Source organism: Acinetobacter sp. G18, assembly GCF_052660225.1.
On sequence record NZ_CP109658.1, the window covers coordinates 2,063,116 to 2,088,352 of the forward strand.

21 protein-coding genes and 2 pseudogenes are annotated in these 25,237 nt (G+C 37.7%); 12 read left to right on the forward strand and 11 right to left on the reverse strand.

From position 1 onward, the window contains the following. Positions 1–110: 110 nt before the first annotated feature. A pseudogene (locus tag NE363_RS09865) lies at positions 111–437 on the forward strand (TetR/AcrR family transcriptional regulator); the annotation flags it as partial. A gap of 656 nt (positions 438–1,093) precedes the next feature. Here NE363_RS09865 and NE363_RS09870 read toward each other — a convergent pair. Then, positions 1,094–2,362 (reverse strand): alpha/beta hydrolase family protein, encoded by a 1,269-nt coding sequence (locus NE363_RS09870; RefSeq protein ID WP_445534952.1) that lies wholly within the window; start codon positions 2,360–2,362, stop codon positions 1,094–1,096. Positions 2,363–2,503: 141 nt separating this feature from the next. On the opposite strand from NE363_RS09870, the gene NE363_RS09875 reads away from it, so the two are divergent. After that, on the forward strand, positions 2,504–3,163 hold the full coding sequence (locus NE363_RS09875; RefSeq protein WP_445534953.1) for a TetR-like C-terminal domain-containing protein: 660 nt from the start codon (positions 2,504–2,506) through the stop codon (positions 3,161–3,163). An 85-nt stretch (positions 3,164–3,248) separates the two neighbouring features. Here NE363_RS09875 and NE363_RS09880 read toward each other — a convergent pair whose 3' ends face one another. Further along, entirely contained in the window at positions 3,249–4,817 is a 1,569-nt protein-coding gene (locus NE363_RS09880) for an MFS transporter (protein WP_445534954.1), read from the reverse strand. A gap of 135 nt (positions 4,818–4,952) precedes the next feature. Between NE363_RS09880 and NE363_RS09885 the strand changes: the two genes are divergently transcribed. Together NE363_RS09885 and NE363_RS09890 are read left to right on the forward strand one after the other, a co-directional pair. Continuing rightward, a complete protein-coding gene (locus NE363_RS09885) occupies positions 4,953–5,858 on the forward strand; it encodes a LysR family transcriptional regulator (RefSeq protein ID WP_445534955.1) in 906 nt (301 codons plus the stop codon). 386 nt (positions 5,859–6,244) lie between these two features. Next, a pseudogene (locus tag NE363_RS09890) lies at positions 6,245–6,577 on the forward strand (CerR family C-terminal domain-containing protein); the annotation flags it as partial. On the opposite strand, the gene lpxB reads toward NE363_RS09890, so the two are convergent. Next, on the reverse strand, positions 6,574–7,749 hold the full coding sequence (gene lpxB / locus NE363_RS09895) for a lipid-A-disaccharide synthase (RefSeq protein ID WP_445534956.1): 1,176 nt from the start codon (positions 7,747–7,749) through the stop codon (positions 6,574–6,576). The pseudogene NE363_RS09890 and the gene lpxB overlap by 4 nt on opposite strands. 221 nt (positions 7,750–7,970) lie before the next feature. Between lpxB and NE363_RS09900 the strand changes: the two genes are divergently transcribed. The 6 genes from NE363_RS09900 (at position 7,971) to NE363_RS09925 (ending at position 14,541) form a co-directional block, all read left to right on the forward strand. Further along, a complete protein-coding gene (locus NE363_RS09900) occupies positions 7,971–10,106 on the forward strand; it encodes a TonB-dependent siderophore receptor (protein ID WP_445536376.1) in 2,136 nt (711 codons plus the stop codon). A 61-nt stretch (positions 10,107–10,167) separates the two neighbouring features. Next, the gene (locus NE363_RS09905) at positions 10,168–10,467 is read left to right on the forward strand and encodes a hypothetical protein (protein ID WP_445534957.1); all 300 of its coding nucleotides are present in this window, start codon (positions 10,168–10,170) and stop codon (positions 10,465–10,467) included. Next, entirely contained in the window at positions 10,460–12,016 is a 1,557-nt protein-coding gene (locus tag NE363_RS09910; RefSeq protein ID WP_445534958.1) for a PepSY-associated TM helix domain-containing protein, read from the forward strand. The genes NE363_RS09905 and NE363_RS09910 overlap by 8 nt, the downstream gene beginning before the upstream one ends. Continuing rightward, entirely contained in the window at positions 12,013–12,294 is a 282-nt protein-coding gene (locus NE363_RS09915) for a DUF1634 domain-containing protein (protein WP_151683042.1), read from the forward strand. The genes NE363_RS09910 and NE363_RS09915 overlap by 4 nt, the downstream gene beginning before the upstream one ends. A gap of 153 nt (positions 12,295–12,447) precedes the next feature. Then, positions 12,448–13,335 (forward strand): sulfite exporter TauE/SafE family protein, encoded by an 888-nt coding sequence (locus NE363_RS09920; protein WP_077163982.1) that lies wholly within the window; start codon positions 12,448–12,450, stop codon positions 13,333–13,335. 96 nt (positions 13,336–13,431) lie between these two features. Then, on the forward strand, positions 13,432–14,541 hold the full coding sequence (locus NE363_RS09925) for a 3-deoxy-7-phosphoheptulonate synthase (protein ID WP_346790626.1): 1,110 nt from the start codon (positions 13,432–13,434) through the stop codon (positions 14,539–14,541). Between the two features lie 74 nt (positions 14,542–14,615). Here the strand turns inward: NE363_RS09925 and NE363_RS09930 are convergent, their stop codons facing one another. The 8 genes from NE363_RS09930 to ybaK all read right to left on the reverse strand — a co-directional run bounded on the left by NE363_RS09930 (position 14,616) and on the right by ybaK (position 23,089). Further along, the gene (locus NE363_RS09930; RefSeq protein WP_346789824.1) at positions 14,616–15,359 is read right to left on the reverse strand and encodes an adenosylcobinamide-GDP ribazoletransferase; all 744 of its coding nucleotides are present in this window, start codon (positions 15,357–15,359) and stop codon (positions 14,616–14,618) included. 106 nt (positions 15,360–15,465) lie between these two features. Further along, positions 15,466–17,034 carry a histidine-type phosphatase gene (locus NE363_RS09935; RefSeq protein WP_445534959.1) on the reverse strand — a complete coding sequence of 523 codons (1,569 nt, stop codon included), beginning with the start codon at positions 17,032–17,034 and terminating at the stop codon, positions 15,466–15,468. A 124-nt stretch (positions 17,035–17,158) separates the two neighbouring features. Then, positions 17,159–17,758 carry a histidine phosphatase family protein gene (locus NE363_RS09940; RefSeq protein WP_445534960.1) on the reverse strand — a complete coding sequence of 200 codons (600 nt, stop codon included), beginning with the start codon at positions 17,756–17,758 and terminating at the stop codon, positions 17,159–17,161. Then, positions 17,751–18,806: a nicotinate-nucleotide--dimethylbenzimidazole phosphoribosyltransferase gene (gene cobT, locus NE363_RS09945; protein WP_445534961.1), complete on the reverse strand. Its 1,056-nt coding sequence runs from the start codon at positions 18,804–18,806 to the stop codon at positions 17,751–17,753. Before cobT ends, NE363_RS09940 begins: the two co-directional genes overlap by 8 nt. Before the next feature lies 1 nt (position 18,807). After that, the gene (gene cobU, locus NE363_RS09950) at positions 18,808–19,326 is read right to left on the reverse strand and encodes a bifunctional adenosylcobinamide kinase/adenosylcobinamide-phosphate guanylyltransferase (RefSeq protein ID WP_107973237.1); all 519 of its coding nucleotides are present in this window, start codon (positions 19,324–19,326) and stop codon (positions 18,808–18,810) included. Beyond that, positions 19,314–19,940 carry a 2'-5' RNA ligase family protein gene (locus NE363_RS09955; RefSeq protein WP_445534962.1) on the reverse strand — a complete coding sequence of 209 codons (627 nt, stop codon included), beginning with the start codon at positions 19,938–19,940 and terminating at the stop codon, positions 19,314–19,316. Before NE363_RS09955 ends, cobU begins: the two co-directional genes overlap by 13 nt. Before the next feature lie 105 nt (positions 19,941–20,045). Beyond that, a complete protein-coding gene (gene mtlD, locus NE363_RS09960; protein ID WP_445534963.1) occupies positions 20,046–22,193 on the reverse strand; it encodes a bifunctional mannitol-1-phosphate dehydrogenase/phosphatase in 2,148 nt (715 codons plus the stop codon). A 431-nt stretch (positions 22,194–22,624) separates the two neighbouring features. After that, on the reverse strand, positions 22,625–23,089 hold the full coding sequence (ybaK, locus tag NE363_RS09965; protein ID WP_199999883.1) for a Cys-tRNA(Pro) deacylase: 465 nt from the start codon (positions 23,087–23,089) through the stop codon (positions 22,625–22,627). A 191-nt stretch (positions 23,090–23,280) separates the two neighbouring features. Between ybaK and NE363_RS09970 the strand changes: the two genes are divergently transcribed. Both NE363_RS09970 and NE363_RS09975 read left to right on the forward strand, forming a co-directional pair. Then, positions 23,281–23,583 carry a hypothetical protein gene (locus NE363_RS09970; protein WP_068934550.1) on the forward strand — a complete coding sequence of 101 codons (303 nt, stop codon included), beginning with the start codon at positions 23,281–23,283 and terminating at the stop codon, positions 23,581–23,583. Positions 23,584–23,816: 233 nt separating this feature from the next. After that, positions 23,817–25,190: an ABC1 kinase family protein gene (locus NE363_RS09975; protein WP_077163992.1), complete on the forward strand. Its 1,374-nt coding sequence runs from the start codon at positions 23,817–23,819 to the stop codon at positions 25,188–25,190. The last annotated feature ends 47 nt before the right edge of the window (positions 25,191–25,237 follow it).

Consider the following 25,237-nt stretch of genomic DNA (forward strand, 5'->3'; position numbering starts at 1 on the left):
CCTTCTTATTAAATTCAAATTTTCTTAGTTTAAATTCAATTTAAATTTAAATTACTCCAATCTTTGAATAAAAGATATACTTTTATGGTGGATGAAAATTAGGTTTAAACATGTCCAGATCTAGACGAAGTGATGGTGACTTAACCAAGTCTAAAATTATTGAGGCAGCAGGACCACTAATTGCCCAATATGGTTTTGCAAAGACAGCAAACAAAACAATTGCTAGCGCTGCCAATGTCGATTTAGCTGCAATTAATTATCACTTTGATGGTCGAGATGGACTATATCAAGCAGTTTTGGTGGAAGCGCATGCCCACTATCTAGATGAACAATACTTACTAGAACTTGTCGAGAGCACTCACTCACCAGAAGAAAAGCTGAGCTTATTACTTGAAACTTTGCTGCATAAGTTAACTGAAAAAGATGTTTGGCATGGGGATCTTCTATAATTGTTTTATAAAAGTTTTTTTTAAATTTAATTAAAATATACACTTATATAAATATATTATTTTTTGACCCTTCAAGTTTTTTAATATTAGTTAGTATTCTAGGACAGTAAATTTATTCTTAACCACTAAACAAAAATCAATTTTATAACTTGAATAAAATAATATTATTATATTATCTTCTAAAGATTGATTTCAATAAAAAAACAAAACTCAAAATCAATTTTATTCTACCCCTATAATAAAAAAAGCAAATATTTACTATTAATGACAGTATATTAGTTATTTAGTTAAACTACCAATCAATAGCCATAAATTTGCGCAAACTATGAAAAGCATTCTGAATATTAGAGTGCGTCATAATTTATATATTAATTAAAAAAAGGACCTTTAAATAAAAAAATATTAATGTAGATGCTTCATGGGGCTTATTTTTGCTGATCATGAAATATGTACAAAATCCTACTCAACTTGCTTACTCCTTCCAGTTGGACTTGACCCAACGTTTCTGCCAGATTTGACCACGTACCTTTTAACTATAATGGTAGATGGTCAATTCCTACCTACACTTTTTTTCTTGCCGTTTACGCATGGGCTAAACAAAGAGTTCAACGAACGCATCCTTGTCTCACCCAGCAAACTATTCTCTACCCTTTTATAGTTTGATTATGCAGATTGAGCGTTTCATCCAACCAATTGAACACGACTTCGTGTAAGTAAGCAAAAGCACCCGATTGGCAGTGATTTTCGGCACCATCTTCTCTAGTGAATCGAAACAGAGTCTTTGCAGACTTCAATCCATCATAAACTTTCTGCGGCTGATCCGCGAAGAACATATCCTCTTCAGCTTCAAGCACAAGAGTTGGACACTTGATTTGTTCTATGATGCCATCTAGCGTAAATTGCTCTGATTTACTCAAAAAGTCGCTAATACTCGAAGCCCCAAATGACCAAAGACCTTGAGTAATGGCCCAACGTAGATTGGTATTGTGCTGTGTGGCAGTGCCGATGATTTGCCCAAATCTTGCAGAATCTCCGGCATCAAGAACAGCAACGGCCTCTTTCGGCAGTACACCTCGAACACTTTCACCGAAGCTATACACGCCATCAAACAAGATCGCTGCACGAAACCGATGTTCAAAAGCCACAGCCCGTGCAGCAAGAATACCACCTAGGCTCATCCCCATCAGTGCCAAGTTATTACCATCCACTTCAGGGCGGGTCAACGCATAATCCACGACAGGTGTCACCACCGCTTCCCAATCATGTCTGAAGGGAAGATTTTGCTCACGAATAAGTGCACCTTGCCCTGGACCATCGAAAGTCAAACAGTTATAGCCCCGTTGTACTGCCGCAGCCGCAGCGGCAAAGTAAAGTTCTTCCAAACTTGAGTCATAGCCACCATGAAAGATCAAGGTCGGGCGCGGCTTACCCGAATTATCTACTTTGTAGAAATAACCAGGGAGTGTGGTTCCTTCATAGGGAATCTCCACGGGTTCCCAAGTTGAGCCACTAAGCTTCGCAGCTTCGGCATATGCCTGTTGCGATGCCCTCGACTCTGACAGAATACGGGGATCGCTAGGATTGCCATGTAGATAGAACTCGGCCAGCCGAAAGTAGGTTGAGGCACGTAAATAACCTTGACGCGCACTTTCCAAATGACCTGCGCTAAAACTCGCGTCGGCCCTTAACAAAATCCGACGTGCAAGTGCATCCCACTCCGCGAACCAACTTTCAAAATCTCCTTCCGTGATGCGCTCTGCGGTTGCTATCATTTCACCGATATCTGATCCACCGTAGTAGACAAAACCCAGATTACGAACAAACTCAAATGCAAATGAATCATCTTTGAATGCAACTTTCATGGACTGCTCTCCAATATGTGCGGGAAAATGGTGCTTAGTTTGAAAATCCATGATTCTGTATAGCCCTGAGACTACGCTAAAAAAAGCCTAGTGCATTAGGATCATAAAACTATTCAATAGATCAATAATCAGCTATGCTTTCCCTAAGCGGAACGCAATCGTTCCACCACATTTAATGTAGAGGACATTACGATGGAACGCAATAGTTCCGATGATAATAATTTGGTTACGCGACGTCCTGCGGGTGCTGCTGTATTTCAAGCGGATGTCACTAACGCCCTTACTCGAGCTTTTTTTAAAGAATGGGCGCGAGTAGGCTTCGCAGCGATCAGCCTTGAACGAGTTGCTAAGAATGCAGGGGCTGGAAAAGCTGCGATCTATAGACGCTGGTCTTCAAAAGTTAATATGGCCAGTGACCTACTATCAAAAGTAGGGATTCGATTTACCGATCTGCCTGATAAGGGTTCCCTTGAGGCAGATTTGCTTGCTTTCTTGTGCTCTCTTAGTCGAGTCTTGCGCCACTCACTCATCCGACGGATTTTGATTGATCTCCATGCTGAAACTGAACGCGAACCTTTATTGAAAGCCGCGATTCAGCCCTTTATTGAAGCCCGACGCAAGCGAGTTATGATTCTTATCGATCGCGCAATCGCACGTCGTGAAGTGCCACAGACAATTGACATTGAGACAGCAGCCGATTTCATGGTCTCGGCACTTTATTGGCGACTGGTAGTCATTGGTGGATCGTCGGACAACCAGCATCTTGAAACAGTTGCACGAATGGTAGCAGCGGCTATGCGAGTCGGCAGCCCGAATGACAACAAAGTCGAGACTCTGCATAATTTGAGGTAAGAGTCCACTCAGCATCACTACCTTCAGAAAACGAATCTGTTCTTGACGATGGCTTAAGGTAGTGACGTTTGGTGAGATCCCCCAGTCATATCGTGTCTGACTTTGATTCAATATGCTCATTGTCTGAATAACCGCAATTCGTATGCGATGTGCGATTCAGGAAAAAGAAGGCAATAACAGCAGACAAGAGAGTAATGATGATCAAAACATGAGTCAGACTCTGGAACGCATTGGTATAACTCGAAAGAAGAAGGTTGTGACTTATCTCCGGCAACATTACAGATGCAGAAGAGAGATCACCTACTGCAATATGCTGTGACGCTTCCGTGATTCGCAAAGCTGTAACAGAGCTCGCACCATTTGATAATAAAAACTGTAGCTTCATGCTAGCGAAAGTCGACAGCAAAGCTACGGTAATGGCTAGCGCAACACCCTCACTCGCAACTCGCGTGGTATTAAAAATACCAGTCGCCATCCCTGCCCTCTCTTTAGGCACAACACTGATTGCAAGCCCGTCCATGAGTCCCCACGGCATACCAGCACCAATCCCAATAAGTAACATTGCAATGATGACAGCATACCCAGAGTGACCATCATTGATCAAGCCAAGCAAGTAAAGCCCAATGGCAGCGATTAAAAAACCAATTCCGCACAGAACACTGGCTGAGATCCAGCGTGTCAACGAAGCAACCAGCATGGGGATCACGAGCAATGGTGCCGATAAAGCCAGCATCAACTGACCTGCTTCGATTTCAGAATAACCACCAACTCCAATAAAGCGCAGCGGTAATAATACAATCAACACGATATAGCAATAGCAAGTTCCGATAGGCAGCATCTGCACACCTATAAAACGTGGATAACGAAATAAACTGAGATCAAGCATTGGTTTCGTCACCCGTAGTTCAATAAAAATAAAGATGACTGACAAAACCAATGAAGCAATCAATAAAGTTATCACCTTTGGACTCGTCCAGCCACTTTCAGGCACCTCAATGACACTAAATGTGAAAAGTGACAAGGCCCCTGTAAAGGTCAGCATACCTAACCAGTCAAATCCTGCCGCATCGGAATCACGTGTTTCACGCATTTGTGACATTCCCAAAATCAGTGCCACAGTACCAATGCCTGCAATTGCAAAGAAAATTGATGGCCAACCAAATATGTCAATTAATGCACCAGCCATTAAAGGACCAAAAGCAAGGCCTACCCCAAAGCTTGTGCCTAGCATACTGAAAGCGCGTGTACGCGCATGTCCCTCGAACTCCTGTGCCAGCGCAGACGAACCACCAGACAGCGCTGCCGCTGCAGCGATTCCCTGTATGGCACGTAATGCATCAAGCCATACTACAGTCGAGCACATACTTAAAACCAGCGAAGTAATAATGAATAAGGTCATGCCTAGAATAAACATACGTTTCCGGCCAAACTTATCGGCCAAGACCCCAGTGGCCATTAATAAACTGCCAAAACTTAACATAAAAGCATTGGTGATCCATGTAAGGGCTGTGGCACTACCGCCCAAAGTATGGCCAATCAAAGGTGTTGCAACTACTCCTCCGGTAAAGCTTAATGGCAGAACTACCGCAGCAAGGCAGATCGAAACCAGAATGAGTACTTTGCTGCGGACAGTGTTGAAAGTCGTATTTGTCATAGAAATATCTTTTCTGAGAAGAATGGATTCAGTGAGTGAATTGCTATGGTGAGTATAAATTCGACTTAATATTAGATAAATACGATACAATTCCACTTATAATGGAATAAAATTCTATAATTAATCGGGTATTTCATGGATAGCTTTAATGGAATTGTCTACTTTGTAAAAACAGCTGAAGCACTCAGCTTTGTCGGTGCTGCCCGTTCACTCGGTGTGTCCGCATCTGCTGTGGGTAAAAGTATTGCTAAGCTTGAACATGCGATGGGAGTACGATTGTTTCAGCGCAGCACGCGCAAAGTTCATTTGACTACTGAAGGTGAGATGTTCTATCAGCGTTGTCGATCGATCTTGGACGATCTCGACGAAGCACAGGCCATGCTGTCGCATGCCATCCAGACACCACGTGGTAAGTTACGATTAAGCTTGCCAACCATCGGTTACCACTTCTTACTTCCTGAGCTACCTGAATTTCGCAGACTTTATCCAGAAATTGAGCTAGACATTGATTTTAATGACCAACTTGTCGATGTCATTAAGGAGGGTTTTGATATTGTCATACGTAGTGGAGATCTGCCAGATTCTAAACTTATGTCGCAGCGGCTAGGAACGTGTCGTCACGTATTGTGTGCAGCGCCTGCATATCTTGCACGTAGGAGCATCCCACGCACACCTGTTGAATTGGAACAGCATGACTGCATACGTTATCGCTTTCCAAATACTGGGAAGCTCATGGCATGGACGATGTCAGCCGATCCCCTCTGGTCACAACTACGGCTACAAACTATCTTAACGTTTAACAACATGGAGGCCGTATTGACTGCTACGATTGATGGACACGGGATTGCTTACATGCCTGATTTCTTGGTGCATAAAGCTTTCGAAGAGGGAAAACTTCAAATTGTATTAAATAATGCAGAACAGGAACTCGTTCAGTTCTGGGCATTATGGCCGTCAAACCGTCATCTTTCTCCCAAAATCAGGGCTTTTGTGGATTTTATTTCAAAAAAGTTGTTTAGATTAGACTTACTAAAAATATGAAAATTTATGAAAAACCCTATTTTTACAGCAATAATATCACTTTTATCTGGATCTCCGACCTTCATCTTGTCTATTGCACGGTCTGATAAAGCTACTTTGTTTTTATTGTTTATTTCCTTGCTCATTTTTGGAATCCTTTTGCTAGTCAGTTTCAATTTTTCAGATGGCAACCGTGAAGATTTAAGTTAACCTTTCGCACACTTTTGACTCAAAAAAGGTACACTAAAAGGTATACTTTTTCTTTAGATTAGGTAAGATTTGCATAGATGTTGTTAGCATTGGCTGGACTATCAAAGCTCCATAATAAAAAAATTTATTATTTAAATTTAATAACTTAACAAGTTTAAAACTGATAAGAACAATAACCCACAAAAATTCTCTTACACCTATGGCATGGCAAAGTCTTTATTCGTGAACTCTTTTCACCTTCTGAGCACTTATTAAGTTTTATTGAATTTGCAGGTATGAGAAAATTTTTTCTTATTCGTAAGCTCATTAGTCAATTTGCAGGTTTAAATGAAAATGATCCAGCTGTTTTGCCTTGTATTTTAAGCGTGATGACGCCTTGCATGATGCTCATTATTGCTGGACCAAATGCTCAAGCACCTGAGCCGCTTAAAAATATTGCTCAGATGCCATTGCATGATTTAATTGAACATTTAAAAAAATTTTCATTGGCAGGATTAAAAGCAATTAGCCAATCAAATCTTAAAAATTAACGATTCAAACATTGCAAAATGGCCTGTACCGGATCTTCTGTATTCCCAGAAATTAGCTGTTTATGCATAGTTAAATGTTGCATCACTTGAATTTGAGCTGTTTCAACATTCATCAGTTTTTCTATTTCAGCAGCTAAATTTTCCGGTGTTGCATCGGCCTGAATCAGCTCTTCAATGACTTTCTTACCCGCAATAATATTCGGTAAAGAATAATAAGGAATTTTCACCAAAAGCTTAGCAATTATATAGGTCAACCAATGCAACTTATAGAAAGTGACCATCGGTCTATGCATTAACATGGCTTCTAAAGTCGCCGTTCCAGAAGCTAACGCAATAATATCACTTGCATTCATGACCATACGGCCAATTTTAGATTCACTATCAGTATTTTCTAAAATATGAATAGAAGCCTTTAAATGAGGTGCTAGTTGTTGAACACCCTGCTCAATCTGTTGCTTACGGGCATCATTAATTGCCGGAATTAAAAATTGGATGTCTGGATATTTGGTATGCAAAATATTAGCAGCACCCAGCAACATAGGAAGAAGTCGCTCTACTTCACCTTTACGGCTACCTGGTAACAAAGCAATATGCTTTTGATTTTCATTAAGGCCTAATTGCTGTTTGGCAATTTGAATTGAATTTTCAAGTGGTAATTGTCTAGCTAATGGATGACCCACAAATGCCGCTGGAACTTCATATTGTTCATAAAAAACTTTTTCAAACGGAAATAAGCAAAGTACTAAATCGATACTTTGTTTAATACCGTGAACACGTCCTTGGCGCCACGCCCAAACAGATGGACTGACATAGTGAACTGTTTTTATTGGAAGATTCTTTACTTTAATACTTTTTGAAAGTCTGAGGTTAAAATCAGGTGCATCAATACCAATAAAAATATCAACCGGATGCTGAGTCCATTGATTAATTAAACCATCTCGTACGGAGAACAATTTTTTTAAGTCTTTTAATACCTCAACAATCCCCATCACAGATAGAGTTTCCATCGGGTAATAACTGTTAAAACCTTCAGCAATCATTTGGGATCCACCGATTCCCTCAAACTCAGCATCAATTCCTTGCTCACGGAAATTACGCATAAGTTTGACACCTAGCGTATCTCCAGAAACTTCCCCAACTACAATGCCTATTTTAAGTTTTCGATTTGCCAAGTCGGTTTACCCAAGAATTTGAAATAATGCATTCTAGCATAGAGGTTTATTAATCTTGAACTTGCTAGATACATGCTGGCGAAAGTCTACCTCCGCACGCCATAATCTAGAATTACACTCATTCACTATATTTTAATCAAAATTAACAATGCAATTTGAATTGTAGCTTACATTTACAAACAATAAAATAAATGAGAATTATTTACATTATCTTTACTATTATGACCTTCCCACCTCGACCATTTAAACTTTCTGTAATCGCTTGCGCGATTTGTTACGCAAATCTCACTTATGCTCAAGACACAGATGTGCAATCTTTACAGACGATTCAAGTTAAAGCATCCAATGCTGAGCAGTCTTCTGAACAAACAAAAGCATATAATGTTAAAAACTCTAGTAGTGCAACCAAGCTTAATATAGAAGCAAAAGAAACGCCTCAAACTATCAATGTCGTTACTCGTCAACAAATTGAGGACTTTGGCCTTACCAGCACCCGAGATGTTCTAAACAACACACCCGGAGTCACAGTTACCAATCAGGAAACCGAGCGAACTACTTATATGGCTCGTGGTTTCGAGATTTCAAATATATTGACTGACGGCGTAGGTTTTCCCCTCTCAGGTTATAACTACAACAACACCAATCCTGATACTTATTTTTATGATCGTGTAGAAGTCGTTAAAGGTGCTGACTCTTTAACGAATGCATTTGGTGACCCAAGTGCAACTATCAACAATATTCGAAAACGCCCAACTCAAGAATTTCAAGCAAGCGGCGGTATAAGTTACGGGTCTTGGGACACTCAGCGTTATGAGGCTGATGTCTCTGGCTCAATTCTACCGAGTGGAAAAGTCCGTGGTCGCATTATGGGCTATGAACAAACTGGTGACTCATACCTTGACCGATATTCTTCAGAAAAAAATGGTTTCGCTGGTATTGTTGAAGCTGATTTAACAGATACCACGTTACTTACCGTAGGTTATAGCCAAGAAAAAAATAAACCGAATGCAAACAATTGGGGTGCTCTACCCTTACTTGATGCCAGTGGTAAACAAATTTCTTATGATCGCTCCTATAACCCAAACCCTGACTGGGCACATTGGGATAATGAAACGCAAAATGCTTTTGTTGAATTAAAACAGAAAATTAATGATCAATGGGCAGCTAAGCTGACTTATAACTATCTTGATAGTAAACATAATAGTCGCCTTCTTTACTATTATGGTTATCCAAAAGCTGATGGTTCAGGAGTGTCTTTGACACCATGGGGTGGTCAAGAGCATCAAGGACAACATGCTATAGATTTTAATCTTGAAGGAACTTATAAACTTTTTAATCGAGAGCATGAAGCAACTTTAGGCTATAACTATGTACGTAGTCGTCAGCATGATAATCAATCTACGGGAAAAATTAACGACACCAATGTTATCAATTCGACCACTACAAATTGGGCAAGCTGGACACCTCAATCTATAACGTGGTCAGATTTCACGGAAGCAGCGAACTATACGCAAAATATAGATTCAATTTATGCAGCTACACGTTTACATCTCAATGAAGATTTAAAACTTTTGCTTGGCGCAAACTATGTGCGAGCCGAGAGTAAAGGCGAAAGCTATGGTTCACCCATGGAGTATAGTGAAAGTAAAGTTTCTCCCTATGCAGGCCTAACCTATAACTTTACGCCTGAATATACAGGTTATATGAGCTATACGTCTATTTTCCGCCCGCAAACTGGTATCGACCAAAATACCAATCAAGCTTTAAAACCTGTTGAGGGTAAAAGTTATGAAATGGGAGTTAAAAGCTCATGGCTAGACGACCGTTTAACAGGTACTTTTTCAGTATTTAAAACTGAGCAAAATAATTATCCGCTACGCAACTCAGACGGAAATCCATTTAACCGAAAAGTACCAACCAGTGATTTAGAATCACAAGGTGTTGAAGTTGGCTTATCAGGTCAAATCACTGATAACGTCAATCTTGCTTTTGGCTATGCTCAATTTAGTATTAAAGATATTAAAAATGGTGGTGAAGCGAGAACGTATAATCCGAACCAAACCCTTAACTTGCTGACGACCTATACACCATCTGTTTTACCTAAGCTGAAAGTTGGTGCAGGGCTACAATGGCAAGACGCCGTGAAACTATATGACTCGACAGCAAACAGCACCATTAAACAAGATTCCTATGCCTTAGTGAATTTAATGGCGAGCTATGAGGTGAATAACCACATTACGCTTCAAGCCAACGGTAATAATATTTTCGATAAGAAATATTTGTATAGTTTCCCGAATGGTCAAGGTTTTTATGGACCCTCAGCTAACTATACAGTTGCTGTAAAGTTTAAATATTAATCGCGTAGCCAACTCCAGTTTAGGTGTTGGCTTTCTTTCTATTTTTTATGTGCCAGTAAAGATGTCCAAAACTTTAAGTCTCCCTATGTCATATCGCATAAAAGTTTTCTATCGATTCTTAGTCGTTTTCGGTATGGGTTATGCCTGTATGGCTTATTTAAGTCTTGGTCTTACTGGCATTTTTCATTTGACCCTAGACAAACCTGAAGCCATTTATTTGGCAGCATTTATCTCTATTTTGTTTTATGTACTTTTCGTGATTATAGGTTTCTGCATTCAATCACTTTTGAAACTCACTGGGCTATCAATCGCGTTATGTCTTCTTTTCTTTTTTGTGACACGGATGGTGAGTTATGCATAAAGGTATACGCCAATCTATGGCATGGCTACATTCATGGACTGGATTAATTTTTGGATGGCTCGTATTTGCTATTTTTTTAATGGGAAGTTTGTCGTATTACCGCCATGAAATTAATTTATGGATGCAACCAGCACTTGCACAGTACGAAATAAAACAAGATGTAGCAGTTAAAACAGCATATCAATATTTACAAAAACATGCTCCAGATGCCAAGTCTTGGTATTTAACTGTTGCTACCGCAGAAAGCCCCGTTAACACCATGTATTGGGAAAAACCTGACGGTGGTTATGGCAATGCCACACTCGATGCAAACACAGGTCAAGAACTAAAACTTTCGGCAACCGAAGGTGGTGACTTCTTTTATCGTTTTCACTATCAACTTTTTGGTGTTCCGATATTCATTGGACGGCTAATTGTATCTTTAGCAGCTTTTATTATGTTAATCGCCTTAGTCTCAGGCATTATTACCCATAAAAAAATCTTTACCGACTTTTTTACCTTACGCACCTTTAAGTCTCAGCGGTCATGGCTAGATTTTCATAATGTATCATCTGTACTTGCATTACCCTTCTTTTTGACTATTACTTTTACAGGCTTAGCTATTTTCTTCTATTTATATCTACCTTGGGGAATGCAAAAACTCTATCCAGATAATCCATATCAATATTTCAATGATATACGTAGCAAAACAGCCTCAGAAAGTAATGCTCCGCATCCTGCGCAAAATCTATCCATCGAAAAACTATTAGCTCAACTTGAACAACGCTGGGGAAATCAAACTTTAGCAACTATGAGTGTTAAAAACCCAAATACGAATCAGGCTCAAATTACATTTATTCAGCAAGAAGACCGCTCCATTACTCGTAATCAAGCGCAAATCATCCTAGATGCTACAACTGGCAAAGTCTTAAGTGATACACGTAATCATAGTGCCGTTGCCACACTTTATGCGGGAGTATATGGTTTGCACATGGCAACTTTTGCTCAACCTTTACTTCGCTTAGGATTATTTTTCTCAGGCATTTTAGGTTGTGTGATGATTGCGTCTGGCTTGTTACTTTGGAGCCTTAAACGCCAACTTCAAAATAAAAATACTAAGTTTCATTTCGGGCACTATTTAGTTGACCGTTTAAATGTTGCCACATTTGTAGGCTTGCCTTGTGCAACACTTGCTTATTTATATGCGAATCGATTGTTTACCGTCACTATAACTACAATCAATTATGAAATTTATAGCTTCTTTTTAGTCTGGCTGATGAGCCTAATTATTGCATTGATCACTAAAAAGCAGCATTTGTGGCGAACTCAATTGAGTATTTTTATTCTGCTTTGTATTGTACTTCCAATCTTAAATCTAAGTTATTTAATCAAATATAATTACATTCAAAGCCTCAGCGACTATTGGACGTTTGCACGTATAGACGTATTTTTATGGATATTTGCAGCTTTAGCACTTTTCATATTCTGCAAAATTAGACCTATTCAGCATAAAGCTACACAAAAAATTCAAAAGAAACTGAGTAAGTTAAATATTGAGGTGAATTCATGATGATTATTGTTTTTACCCTGACTGTGCTAGGTATGTATTTACTATTCATATCGAGCGAGAAATATCGATCACCGAAATCAACTGGTTATTTCAAAACCTTAGCTCAGAAATCTCACTCATTGTTAAGAATATCCGCTTGTCTGTTGTTTGTTTTGAGCGGATTTATTCTTATCAGAAAAAATGGTTTATCTATTGGTTTTGTTAGCTGGTGGATATTTGCAACACCTTTAACTTTTGCTCTGATACTTTTAATTAATCCACTCAAGCCATCAAAGTAATCTCTTTATTAGAAATAATGATTAAAAATAAAACAAACTAAGTAATATTTGCATTGCTTAGCTTTTTTTTGCATAAGTAAATCATTATTCATGACAAAAGTTTATCTCTAAAAGGAATAAGATATCTGCGTTTCGTGATAAGTGGCGATAAAGATGTCTGGTGCTTTTGAATTTATCTTAGCGGGTATGTTAGTTGGTTTCTGTGTAGGGATTACAGGAGTTGGTGGTGGGTCATTAATGACACCAATTTTAATTGGCCTTTTTAGAATTGAACCTCATATCGCAATTGGTACCGATTTACTTTATGCCGCAATTTCAAAGTTCTGTGGATCAATGGTTCACGCAAAGAAATTGAATATCGTGTGGCCTATCGTTTTATGGCTCGCAGTCGGTAGTATTCCTGCTTCTTTCGTTACCACTTGGGTACTCGAGCACTATTTAAGTCAATCTACGCACTATAAAGCCGTATTAACAATGGTGTTAGGCTTTATGCTGACTTTGACAGGTGTTTCTATTATTTTCCGCTCTCGTATTGAGAAGTTTTTTAGTAAATTCCGCAACAAAGAAACTGCTCATAGTGAAAATGAACAATTAGCTATTCAAAATAAGCGTACCTACATTGTGATTATGGGCATCATTTTAGGTGTATTCGTAACACTATCATCTGTTGGTGCTGGTGCCTTTGGAATTATGGCACTCGTGATTATGTTCCCGAACTTGCCAATGATTCGAATTATTGGATCAGATGTTGTACATGCCGTATTACTTACTCTAGTTGCTGGTCTTGGACATATGAGTGCAGGTAATGTCGACTTTATGTTGCTTACATGGTTATTGGTAGGTTCAATTCCTGCAATTATTGTAGGAACATTAATTAGCTCTCGCATGCCTGAACGTTTAATCCGTAAAATTTTAGGTATCACTCTATTTGCCCTTGGTGTTAACTTTATGGTTCACCCAGTCAAAGCAAAACCGAAAGCACCTGTGGTACAACAACAAGCTCAAGTTGCTGAAAAAACAGGCAACTCGACTGAAAGATAGTAAAATCAATAGGATTTTTCCAAACTGAAATACCATGGGATGTAGTATTTTCATAATTATTTCATGGTATATTCAGTACACAAAACAACCTTTAGTATGATCGAACCAGTGACAGCAATGACTACACATTTAAATTCCGTTTCAAAGCCAGATATCGACGACGTTAATATTAAAAGCATCCAAACTCTTGTAACACCAGCTGAACTTAAGTCAGAACTTCCTTTATCTGATGTTGCTTCACAAACTGTTCTAAAAGGCCGTGAAACTATTCGCGATATTTTGGACGGTTCTGATAAGCGTTTGTTTGTCGTTATTGGTCCTTGCTCTATTCATGATCCTAAAGCTGCTCACGAATATGCCGATCGCTTAAAAGCGCTAAGCGAAAAGGTTAAAGATACCCTCTATTTGGTTATGCGTGTTTATTTTGAAAAACCACGTACGACAATTGGTTGGAAAGGTCTAATCAATGATCCAGATATGAATGACTCATTTAACATCGAAAAAGGTTTACGTATTGGTCGTAAGCTTTTGCTTGAGTTAAATGAAAAAGGTTTACCTTGTGCAACTGAAGCACTTGATCCTAACTCGCCACAATACTACCAAGACTTAATTTCATGGTCTGCTATTGGTGCTCGTACAACTGAAAGCCAAACTCACCGTGAAATGTCTTCTGGTCTATCATCTCCAGTAGGTTTTAAAAATGGTACAGATGGTGGTTTAACTGTTGCAACCAATGCCATGCAGTCTGTTAAATATGGTCATAGCTTCTTAGGCTTGAACGAAGACGGGCAGGTTTCAATTATTAATACAAATGGTAACCCTTATGCGCACGTTGTATTACGTGGTGGTAATGGTAAGCCAAACTACGATGCTGGCTCTGTTGCAGAAGCAGAAACTGCTTTAGCGAAAGCAAAAGTTAGCAATAAAATCATGATTGATGCAAGTCATGCCAACTCTAATAAAGACCCGTACTTACAACCACTTGTTCTTAAAAATATTACTGAACAAATTTTAGATGGTAATAAGTCAATCGTAGGGATTATGGTTGAAAGCCATTTAAAAGGTGGTCGCCAAGATATTCCTGAAAACCTTTGTGACCTTGAATATGGTAAATCGGTAACTGATGGTTGTATCGATTGGGAAACTACGGAAAAGACATTGCTTGAAATGCATGAAGCTTTAAAAAATGTTTTACCAAACCGTTAATTCATCTTTTTAAGATTGAAAATTAAGTCCTCATTTTTGAGGGCTTTTTTATTTTGATTGAACAAAATTTAATATCAAAATAAGTAAAAATAACTCACCACAAAAGTAAAAAGCAGTACAGTTTCACTAATCTCAATTGCTGCGCCGACAGTATCGCCTGTAATACCACCTATTCGTTTTATAAATAAATGTCTTAAGTAAACAAGACTGCTTAAAAAGCCAATAATCGTAATAAGCCCTTGCAATTCCCAATACAAAGGCAATAGCAGAACAAACCCAGTTATTATCCATGAAGCAATTTTAGGTAAATGATCTGTCAAAGAACGACCTAAACCTTTTTCACGAACATATGAAGTAGTCAAAAATAAAATGGTCGGTACAACGCGTCCAACTATAGGTACAGGTATTAAAAATAGTGTCTGATGTTGTTCAATCAACACATAGATCAGTACAAATTTGAGTAAACAAATGATAACTAAGCTCAGTACTCCAATTGGACCGCAACTTGGATCCTTCATGATTTGTAAAGTACGTTGTTTATCACCAAAACCACCTACCCACGCATCGGCAGTATCGGCTAACCCATCTAGATGCAATCCACCAGTCAACCAAATCCATAAAGTGAGTATGATTGAGGCAAGTAGAACAATCGGAAGTTTAGCTAAAAGACAAGCGGTAATAAAAAGTATGCCACCAATAACTAGCCCAACCAGCGGATAAAACAAAATAGCTCGACCATTTTGTTGCGCCGTTGGTATTGTTTTTAACTCAATAGGCAGAACAGTTAAAAATTGCAATGCAATCCAAAAAGGTGTCATATCCAACTCTCTAACTGAACTATATTTAAAAATAAACTGAATTATGAAGAAATAAAAATGGGAATAGCAATCCCTATTCCCATGAAAGACTTTAAAAACTGAAAATCTATTGCATTTGATAGCACTGTTTCAATTTAATGTAGTCATAATAAAAACTTGTTGGTGTGTAACGTGCATAATTACATGCAGACTTAAATAACGTCTCTTTTTCGTTATAGAGCATCTTCACTAAAGTATTACCTTGGTTATTTTGGTAAATATCCCACTGTACATTGGCTGCCATAGGTGAAACTACTTCACCACGCCATGTGCTTGTTGAATAGTTATAAGTCTGGCGTAGGGGTAAAGGCTGCATCATATTATGCAGATCTAAGCTGGTCGCTAGAGGAATAATAATTTCAGCATGAGCAAAACGTAAAACTGCTTTATATGGTTGGGCTTTATTTACAACTGCATCAACTTGTTGAAATAAATCTTGTTTGAGTCCTTGTGCAATTTCACTTGTAACTTGATTTGACTCTGTGAAACTTGGGCCTTTTTCATAAAAATCATTGGCATCATTAAATTCAGCATAAAATTTTGCGGCGTCTAAAGGCATATATTTATCAAAATAAACACCTTTTAACTCATCTTTCATACCACCAGAAATAGAATAAAGCTCATAAATATAAGCCGCAGCATCTACTGCACTAGCAATGGTATTTTTACCCTTACCCTTTTCTGTAATTTGTTCGCCTTTAGGTGAAGTTACTGTAAAAGACCCATTATTGCTAAAACTATAACCTGTTGTACCAAGCTTTTTAATAAAGTCTGCTTTAAAAATTGGAGTGAGTACGGTCTGAGCAGTTTTTTCTGCCTGAGGATTTTTTGATAAATCACTTAACTTTTGAGCTAAATCTTTATTGTTTGCTTCAAAATCTTGATAAGTCTGGCTTGCATCATAAATTTTCTGTTGGGTAGCACTTAGTGGTTGAGTTAAGTCTTCAGCCGCATTTAAGCTATGAAAGTAAAGTTTAAAACGGTCAACACCACCATCTAAAATACTTGGAACACTTGTACTCGATAAACTGGTATAAGACGTTGGTACAATCTTATCTTTCAAGAGGGGTTGTTGTTTAATAAGTTCAGCAGTGAAGAATTTAGCACTATCCACCGCACGATCTACCCCAGAACTTTGTACCAATATAGATGCTTGAGAGTTTACAAGTGTTGGTAAACGTTGTAATAGGCGATCGGCAATGCCACGGTGTTCTAAAATACCAGTCATGGTTTCATTTCCGTAACCATATTGGCGAATACCTTCAACACCATAACCTAACAGGATATTGGCTTTCATCATTGCTTCTAAGTCAGCACCTAACTGCTCACCTACCGGCGTTAAAGCATTTTCTGCTTTTGCCTGTTTCCATAAATTATAAAGTGCTAAATCATATTTAAGACTTGAGAGTCCTCGTGAACCATGACGTGCAACTAGCTCTGTAAAAACTGGTTGGAACCCATTGGGTGCTTGTTCATAGCTTTTTAGATCTTGTTGCGGTTGATAAGGTGTTTTGGTTTGATAATATTTCGATGAGTTTGTAGATGGTGTAGTTTGAACTTCTTGATCATCATTGTTGTTGCAAGCCGCAAGCAATAATGAGGCGGTAAGTACAGTCGTTTTAAATAAAATATTCATAAGTTAGATATGCTATTAATACGAAATGCCCCTAGCTTAGTTTTTAGCAATTACAGTTCTATTAAACGGACTTAAATATCTTTATAAAAATAATAACTTACAATTGTATAAAAATATAAAACCACTATTTCAAGATAAAAGTTAATTGTTCTTCTTCTTCAAAAAATTCGAATGAGTATAATTTTCCAAGTTCTGCCTGCATTTTTAGCAAGTCATCTAAAGGCTGTTGCCGTGCCAAGCAAGACAATAACTTAATCACGCCTCCATGCGTAACAACCAATCCACGTTGCCAGTTTTGTTTTCGCATCTCTAAGAGTAAATCTTGAAAGCCTTTCAAAATCCTCGTTTGAAATTGAATTAAGGTTTCTGCCTGTGGTGGACAATATTGACTCGGTTTCTGCCAGAAATTTGCAAGTAGTTCGGATGAAGTTTCGTAAATTTGCTGAGTTGATACACCCTCCCACTCACCAAAATACATTTCCTTTAAGTCATGATTTAGAAGTAAAGGCAGCTGAGTTGTCTTTGCAAGTTGTTCAGCAAAACAAGCACATCGTTTTAATGAAGAACTTACAATGACATCCCATGTCTGGTCTGTAACTTGCTCAATGGTTGACTGCATTTGCTGCCAACCTTTTGCGGTTAACTCATCATCCAAATGCCCACGTAGAGTATGGCTATACTGACTTTCGCCATGTCTGAGTAAATCGATTCTAAATTTACCCAATTTTATCCCCGCTTACAGCAGCTTGGGCAAAGGTAGCCATTTGATTATGTAATACACATGCCATTTTAACTAATGCCAATGCAGCACCAGCACCACTACCTTCACCTAAACGCAAGTTCATCTTTAAAATAGGGTCAGCATTGAGTTCCTGTAAAATACGTTGGTGGCCATATTCAGCCGATTGATGACCGAATAACATCCAGTCACGTACTTTAGGGTTCATCCGTACAGCGCATAAAGCGGCTACAGAACTAATAAATCCATCCACAATAATAGGTAAACCGACTTGTGCGCATCGAATATAAGCACCAGTAATTGCGGCAATTTCCAAACCACCGACGGCGCATAATGTTTTAAAGACATCACCAACGACATGTTTATGATGAAGTTCTATAGCTTTCTCAATTACTTTAATTTTATGTCTTAACTGATCGGCACCTATTCCTGTCCCTACTCCAGTCAATTGCTCGGCAGTATCATTTAGTAAAAGACAAGCTAAGGCAGAAGCAGAACAGGTATTCCCGATTCCCATTTCACCTGCAATATAAATATCTGCGCCGTCGGCTTTAGCAGTATCTACACTATTTTTTCCCAACTCTAGCGCAGCACGGCATTCACCAGCATTCATTGCGGCTTGTTTAGCAAAATTTGCAGTCCCAGCACGAATACAGTGACGTTCAACACCTTCGTATTCATATGCTTCGCCCACTGTGCCACAGTCAATCACTTGTAAATGAGCTTCATGATATTTAGCAAGTACACTAATTGCTGCGCCACCCGTCGTGAAGTTTTGCAACATTTGACGGGTAACAGCTTGAGGATATGCAGAGATATTTTCTTCAACTACGCCATGATCACCGGCAAAAATTGTAATCCATGGATGGTTAACATGAGGATGTGCATTTGATTGTAAACTAGCAAGTGTAATTGCAATCTGCTCTAAATCACCTAAAGCACCTGTAGGTTTAGTGAGCTGGAGTTGATGTTGTTCAGCTTGTTGCTTTGCATCTAGATTAGGTTGCTTTACAGATTCTAACCACCAGTTCATTTTACTTCTCACCTTTTAAAATCATTGGAAAACCAGCCACACAAAACACAACTTTATCTGCAATTTGCCCTAAAGCTTGATGTAATCTTCCTGCTTCATCGACAAAACGGCGACTAATTTCGCCGAGTGGTACAACACCAAGCCCTGTTTCATTACTTACTAAAATAATTTCTGACTCAAGTGTAGGTAAAACTTTTAATAGTTGCTCACATTCAAATTGTTGAATATTTTGATCATCTAACAGTAACAAATTGGTTAACCAAAGCGTTAAACAATCTACCAAAATAATTTGATTAGGTTGATCAATTTTTTTCAGAGCATTTGCTAAAAATAATGGTTCCTCAACCAATGCCCAGTGAACAGGTCGCTGATTTTGATGATGTGCAATTCGACTTTGCATTTCTGGATCAAGCGCTTGCGCTGTCGCCACATAAGTCACAGGTAATTGTGTAGATATTGCCGTTTGTTCAGCGAGTCGACTTTTGCCAGAGCGAGCACCACCCAAAATCAATTGCAACATGAATCACCTAAAAACAAATGCTGATACGAAAACAGCTTACCTTGTAAAGTTTGAGCTTCATAAAAACCAAACGTTAAATGCTCAACTTTCAGTTCAAATTCAGCGTTTTTGTATTGTACAGGTAATTGAGAAATTTTTTGCAAAATCAAATCACTACTATAGATGTTTTTATATAAGCCTAAGGTGATATGAGGATAGTAATCTAAAGCAGCAATTTCATTAGAAACTATGCCTAATTTTTGACGTATGTGGGATAAAACATTATCGGTATCTTGGATTTCTACAAATAAAGCACTACTAAAACTATCAACTGAACCAATTTTTAATCGAAATGGTGAAATATTTTCTTTTTTTAAAATTTCTCTTTGTTCTGAGAAATCATGGAAACTAAAGTCATCACTATAAATACTATGTTCATGGGTTAAAAATCCACATATAAATAATGTGACATGATATTGACGGTTATTCGGTTCTAATAAAAATTCTGAAAAATGTGTACGTAAGACATCTAGATAATCAACTAATTTCTGATCATTAATCTCTAGATACCATAAAGCATAATTTTGACGTCCTAGGTGCCATTCCGGATAATCCCGTATAGTCGTTGGCACCATGAACGTCGTAGGTTTTAGCAGCACAGTTTTAATTCAAAGTCACTTAAGTTTTGTATTAAAACATGTTTGCCTTTCAATTGTAGAGTGTTAAATCATTAAATGCCTTCAAACATATTGGGTAGCTGTCATTCTGGCTTTGTTAGTTTTCATACCCAAAAGCTGTTGGTCTTGTTCAGAAAACAAATATTGAATGTGTTGGACCAAATCAACTTCAAGCTGTCTTTTTTGAGCCATATTCAGATCTAATTTTAGAATTTGTTGCTGCAAATGCTGAATAGCAGCATTATCATCAATTTCTAAAAATTGAATCGCATAGGCATAACCTAGAGCAGTACCTTTTAATAAATTTTTATAAGGTAAATCATGACCTATATTCATTTCAATTGATGCCATGACACGTTCATTATGGTTGAGTTTGCGTAATGGATCTCGAGCTACTCGTTGGCACGGATCTTTAAATGCATATTCACATGAGTCTAGAAAACTTTGAGCCATTCGGTTCAGATCTTTTGCGTAGTTAGGCAATACAATTGCAAGCCCCTGTTTTACTTCTGTAATTAAGTTTTCTGCAAATGCTTTTACTGAATGATCACCCATAGCAATCCCAATAGATTCATAACCCATTAGTGATGCATACCAAGCAAGCATCGCATGCACGCCGTTCCATAGGCGGTTTTTAATAAGTTGAATATCTGTAATTTGTTCAACCAATACAACCTGACGTAGCTTTTCGAGTAAAGGACTGCCTTTTTCAACATAAATTGGCATATCCGTTTCACTATGGAATAAGATTAAATCCATACTTTGTAAGATATGACCGGGTTGGAAATTACGACGCATGTTTTCAACATAAACCGAGGCATTGTTTTGCTGATCTGGAGTCAGTTTATTGCAGTCTTCAATTTCAATTTGATCTTCTTGCTCTACATCCTCTAAATGCTGTTCAAGGAAATTATGCTTAATACGAAGTTGACGATATAAATTCTGATTAGAAAGTTTTGAAACCATTCGGTTTACTACAGTGTCACAAAAGTAATGCTCTTTTAAAATATGCTCAGTCACGTCCTCATCATTCGTTAACTCTAAAAGAGCTTCGCGAAGATGCTTCATCACTAAATATTTAGCACCCACTTTATTTAAAATAATTAAAAAAGTTAACGGTTCTATACATGTTTCAAGTGGTGAGTTAAAACGGGCGTATAGTCCTTTTGCAATCATTTTTGATTCAGCTTCAATCGCTTGCTCTGGTAAACAAAGTGCAATCAAACTTGAATGAGTATACATCTCTAACATTTGTTGCTCATTGTCCGAGTCAACAATCGTCATATTCTCAATACGTTCATCATAAGAAAATTGTCCATAGCGAATACTATAGGTTCCAAACGCATTTACGGCCTCGCGAAAAAGACTATTACGCGTTGAAGCAATTATTTTTCTTGGTTTTGTATATCCATCCCAATGTGACAATATTTGAGCTATATACCCCCCACCAATAGCACCGAAGCCATGTATACCAACCGTAAGTTGATTCAGGCTCTGTGGAAAAGGTTCTTGTATTTCCGGCATATCCATAATAGGAATAAACTGGTCAAGATCGCTTAAAAAGTCATACATCTGATCATAATAAAAATCTGCTTTTTCAAGCATTTCATCATTTGGTTCTTTAATATCTTTTAATAAAATCGTTAGACCTTCAGATGTGTAAGCTGAGGTTAGACCATTTTCAGAATCTTCAAACATTAAACATTGCTTAGTGTTTAAATTAAGTTGGCTTGCTGCTTTTAAAAATATTTCGGGATGAGGTTTTCCCTGTTCCACTTCATCACCACAAGTAATCACATCAAAGAACTTATAAACGTTGGCATTTATTAAATATTCTTCGGCAATTGCTCTACGACTTGAAGTGGCTACGGCCATTCTTAAACCAGATTTTCTTAAACGTTCAAGAACTTGAACTAATCCCTTTTTAATAGGCACGCCGTGTTTACGAATATGCTCAAGCTCCATCTCATCAGCTCTTTTCCTTATTTCTTTATACGGAACATCTACCCCATATAAACGTTGTGCTAGTTTTTCTGCTGTTGTCGCACTTAAACCCAAACATTGCATTAAATATTCGTGTGAAAACTCCTGCCCAATCAGCTCTTGAGATGCTTGTTGCAATGTTTGAAACCGTAAGCGCTCAGTGTCAAACATTGTCCCATCCATATCAAAGATAGCTCCATGAACAGGTTTTCCATGAAAAATAAGCACGTTTTTACCTCTTTTTTTGATCATGTTTTATTCAGGGTATACAAAAAATTGATTAAAAAGGCAGGATGATAATAAATGAAACATTACTGGTTATTTTTTAATCAAAAATATAAGTAATCTGTTACTGAGAGAACTTAAAAACTCTAAAAGGTTGAATAATGAAAATAATTCTGAAACCGAGTTCTAATGCAAAGATAGCAAGCTATCCTTGCTTGCTATCTTTACTTGTTCTTTTTATTGCGCTGATAATGTTTATTTTTCTTAGGTCCATTTACTGCTAAACAAACCTGCATTGTTTTTATTATGTCTTGCAGGTCTACCAATACCAGAAATTTATCTAACTCTTGTTATCTTCTGGTAGAACCAAACTCCATACAATAATGATAATCATTTTCATTTAACAAGTCAATTTGATATTGCCCTTATTTTAATCAATCAAGGATATCTACAAATTGCGCCGTCAATATTCGCGCCAGATCATTCGGATTTAGACCAATATCTAATCCTCTTTTTCCCCCACTTACATAAATTTTGCCAAGTTCTTGTGCAGAAGCATCTATCACAGTTTTCAAACGTTTCTTTTGTCCTAATGGACTAATTCCACCCACTAAGTACCCTGTTAAACGTTCTGCATCTTTTGGATTTGCCATTTGTAGTTTTTTACAGCCAACCGCCGTAGCAACCTTTTTTAAATTGAGTTGATGATTAACAGGTATAATTGCGACAAAATAATTTTTTTCATCAGTTACAAGTAGTGTTTTAAAAACTTCATTTACATCAAGATTTAATTTTTCGGCAGCTTCTAAACCGAAACTTTTAGCATTTGCATCATGTTCATATTCATGAATAGAAAATTCGATTTTATTACTTTTTAACAGTCTACATGCAGGTGTCATAGGATTTTAGAATTTAATGAAATGGTATTGATTATATTTATTTTAAAGAAAAGTTTAAAATTTGCTTAGGCTATTTACATCATTTACATGAAAAATCAAACAGACACTGAACAAAAAACAATCTGAACTTGATATTGAGTGGATGACTCCAATATATTTAATTGAGATTTAAAGTCTGAACTGGCAAATTTATGAGTTACAAACACAATAATCTGATGGCAATGCGTCACCGTTTTTGGGATGAATCTTCAGATCATGTATTAAATGAAAAGCAATTTTTACAGCAGACCTTAATCGAACAAGGCATTTTTAATAATGCCACTTTTGAGGATGTTAAGTATTTTTTCTATACACTACCGAGCATCGTTATTGTAAAGGCCCATGCACTTGGTTTTATGCATGATTCTGTCAAGCAAATGGTTATTCAACATATTCAAGCTAATCGTGTCCACTTAATGCAAAAAGCTGAATTAAAAATTCAGTTTAAAATGTAAGTTAATGATTAATATTTAATGGCTTTTTAATCTAGTTCCTCTTTCTGGAGAAATTGTATTTTAATTTTTATTATGTTGCTTAGGCTATTTTAGAAAATTAAGATATAAAATGATACTTTCAACTCACCATTCAGTCTGAGGGAACTATTTTAATACGTTCAAAACATGTAATATTCGTTACAATTTTAGATCACCAGCGTTTGGCTGCATGATGCGCATAGGATTCTATTTTCATGTCAAATCAGAACGATAAGCTTAAGAGTTTAAAAACTTCTTCCATGGATCGACGCTTATCAATCGCGAAAGCTTCTTTACTGGCAGGAACACGTTGGGCTACTGCAAGTGCCTCTACCCTTTTTTCTAGTGAAGAAGAAAAAGAGAAGAAGCGTAAAAAGGCAATGAGCGAACAAGCTAATTATCTTGTTTCTGAAATTGGCAAACTTAAAGGTTCTATTGTTAAGATTGGCCAAATGATGGCTCTTTATGGTGAACATTTTTTACCAGAAGAAATTACTCAGGCGTTAAATACTTTAAACAACCAAACGGTTGCTTTAGACTGGCCTGCGATTAAGCCACATTTACAAGAACAACTTGGTTCTAAGTTAAACGATTTAACCATTGATCATGAACCTATTGGTACAGCGTCTCTTGCACAAGTTCATCGCGCAATCCGCAAATCAGATGGATTAGAGTTAGTTTTAAAAATTCAATACCCTGGTGTAGCGAGTGCAATTGACTCAGACATGAGTCTATTTAAAAACATGCTTAAGCTTACACGTATGGTGCCACAAACCCGTGAGTTTGATCAGTGGTTTGATGAAGTACGTGAAATGATGCATCGTGAAGTCAATTATGATGTAGAAGCAGCAACCACTCGCCGCTTTGGTGAGCGCTTAAAAGATGATGAACGCTATATAGTCCCTACAATTGTAGATGACTACTGCACAGATCAAGTCCTGTGTATGACATTCGAACGCGGCGTACCTATTAATAGTCCTGTTATGCTTTCTCTTCCGCAAGAACGTCGTAATCAACTTGGTGAAGCATCATTAGAGATTGCAGTTCGTGAGATTTTTGAATGGGGTGAAATGCAAACTGACCCTAACTTTGGTAACTACCTAGTTCGTTTAGGTAATGGTCAAGATGTTCAAGATAAAATCGTACTATTAGATTTTGGTGCAATCCGTCAGTTCGATGAACACTTACTCTCAGTTGCACGTAATCTCATACAAGCGGGTTATCAGCATGATAAACATGCAATGGTCCAAGCAATGACTGGATATGAGTTTTTCGATGCGATGCCTGAAAGTATTAAACCTGGCATGGCAGATGTCTTTTTACTTGCGACCGAAGCATTCAGCACCCCTGCAAATAATCCAGATATGCCAGCCGGCCTGATGGATGAACATGAACGTTATGACTGGAAAAAAAGCCAGTTACATAGCCGTGTTATGCAACAAGCAAGTAAATCAATGGCATCCCGATATTTCTCTGTTCCTCCAAAAGAATTTATGTTTATTAGCCGTAAATTTATTGGCGCATATACATTTATGACTGTTATTGATGCCAAAACAAATGTACGTCGTATGATTCGTAACTTTGCATAATTTGATCACGACTAGAATGGCTCAATGTCATTCTAGTCAATGCAAAC

What these genes read in the sequence shown, in the direction of transcription:
- NE363_RS09870 (WP_445534952.1), bottom strand. Translation starts at nt 2,362, where the DNA reads ATGGATTTTCAAACTAAGCACCATTTTCCCGCACATATTGGAGAGCAG.
- NE363_RS09875 (WP_445534953.1), top strand. Translation starts at nt 2,504, where the DNA reads ATGGAACGCAATAGTTCCGATGATAATAATTTGGTTACGCGACGTCCT.
- NE363_RS09880 (WP_445534954.1), bottom strand. Translation starts at nt 4,817, where the DNA reads ATGACAAATACGACTTTCAACACTGTCCGCAGCAAAGTACTCATTCTG.
- NE363_RS09885 (WP_445534955.1), top strand. Translation starts at nt 4,953, where the DNA reads ATGGATAGCTTTAATGGAATTGTCTACTTTGTAAAAACAGCTGAAGCA.
- NE363_RS09900 (WP_445536376.1), top strand. Translation starts at nt 7,971, where the DNA reads ATGACCTTCCCACCTCGACCATTTAAACTTTCTGTAATCGCTTGCGCG.
- NE363_RS09905 (WP_445534957.1), top strand. Translation starts at nt 10,168, where the DNA reads ATGTCCAAAACTTTAAGTCTCCCTATGTCATATCGCATAAAAGTTTTC.
- NE363_RS09910 (WP_445534958.1), top strand. Translation starts at nt 10,460, where the DNA reads ATGCATAAAGGTATACGCCAATCTATGGCATGGCTACATTCATGGACT.
- NE363_RS09915 (WP_151683042.1), top strand. Translation starts at nt 12,013, where the DNA reads ATGATGATTATTGTTTTTACCCTGACTGTGCTAGGTATGTATTTACTA.
- NE363_RS09920 (WP_077163982.1), top strand. Translation starts at nt 12,448, where the DNA reads ATGTCTGGTGCTTTTGAATTTATCTTAGCGGGTATGTTAGTTGGTTTC.
- NE363_RS09925 (WP_346790626.1), top strand. Translation starts at nt 13,432, where the DNA reads ATGATCGAACCAGTGACAGCAATGACTACACATTTAAATTCCGTTTCA.
- NE363_RS09930 (WP_346789824.1), bottom strand. Translation starts at nt 15,359, where the DNA reads ATGACACCTTTTTGGATTGCATTGCAATTTTTAACTGTTCTGCCTATT.
- NE363_RS09935 (WP_445534959.1), bottom strand. Translation starts at nt 17,034, where the DNA reads ATGAATATTTTATTTAAAACGACTGTACTTACCGCCTCATTATTGCTT.
- cobT (WP_445534961.1), bottom strand. Translation starts at nt 18,806, where the DNA reads ATGAACTGGTGGTTAGAATCTGTAAAGCAACCTAATCTAGATGCAAAG.
- cobU (WP_107973237.1), bottom strand. Translation starts at nt 19,326, where the DNA reads ATGTTGCAATTGATTTTGGGTGGTGCTCGCTCTGGCAAAAGTCGACTC.
- NE363_RS09955 (WP_445534962.1), bottom strand. Translation starts at nt 19,940, where the DNA reads ATGGTGCCAACGACTATACGGGATTATCCGGAATGGCACCTAGGACGT.
- ybaK (WP_199999883.1), bottom strand. Translation starts at nt 23,089, where the DNA reads ATGACACCTGCATGTAGACTGTTAAAAAGTAATAAAATCGAATTTTCT.
- NE363_RS09970 (WP_068934550.1), top strand. Translation starts at nt 23,281, where the DNA reads ATGAGTTACAAACACAATAATCTGATGGCAATGCGTCACCGTTTTTGG.
- NE363_RS09975 (WP_077163992.1), top strand. Translation starts at nt 23,817, where the DNA reads ATGTCAAATCAGAACGATAAGCTTAAGAGTTTAAAAACTTCTTCCATG.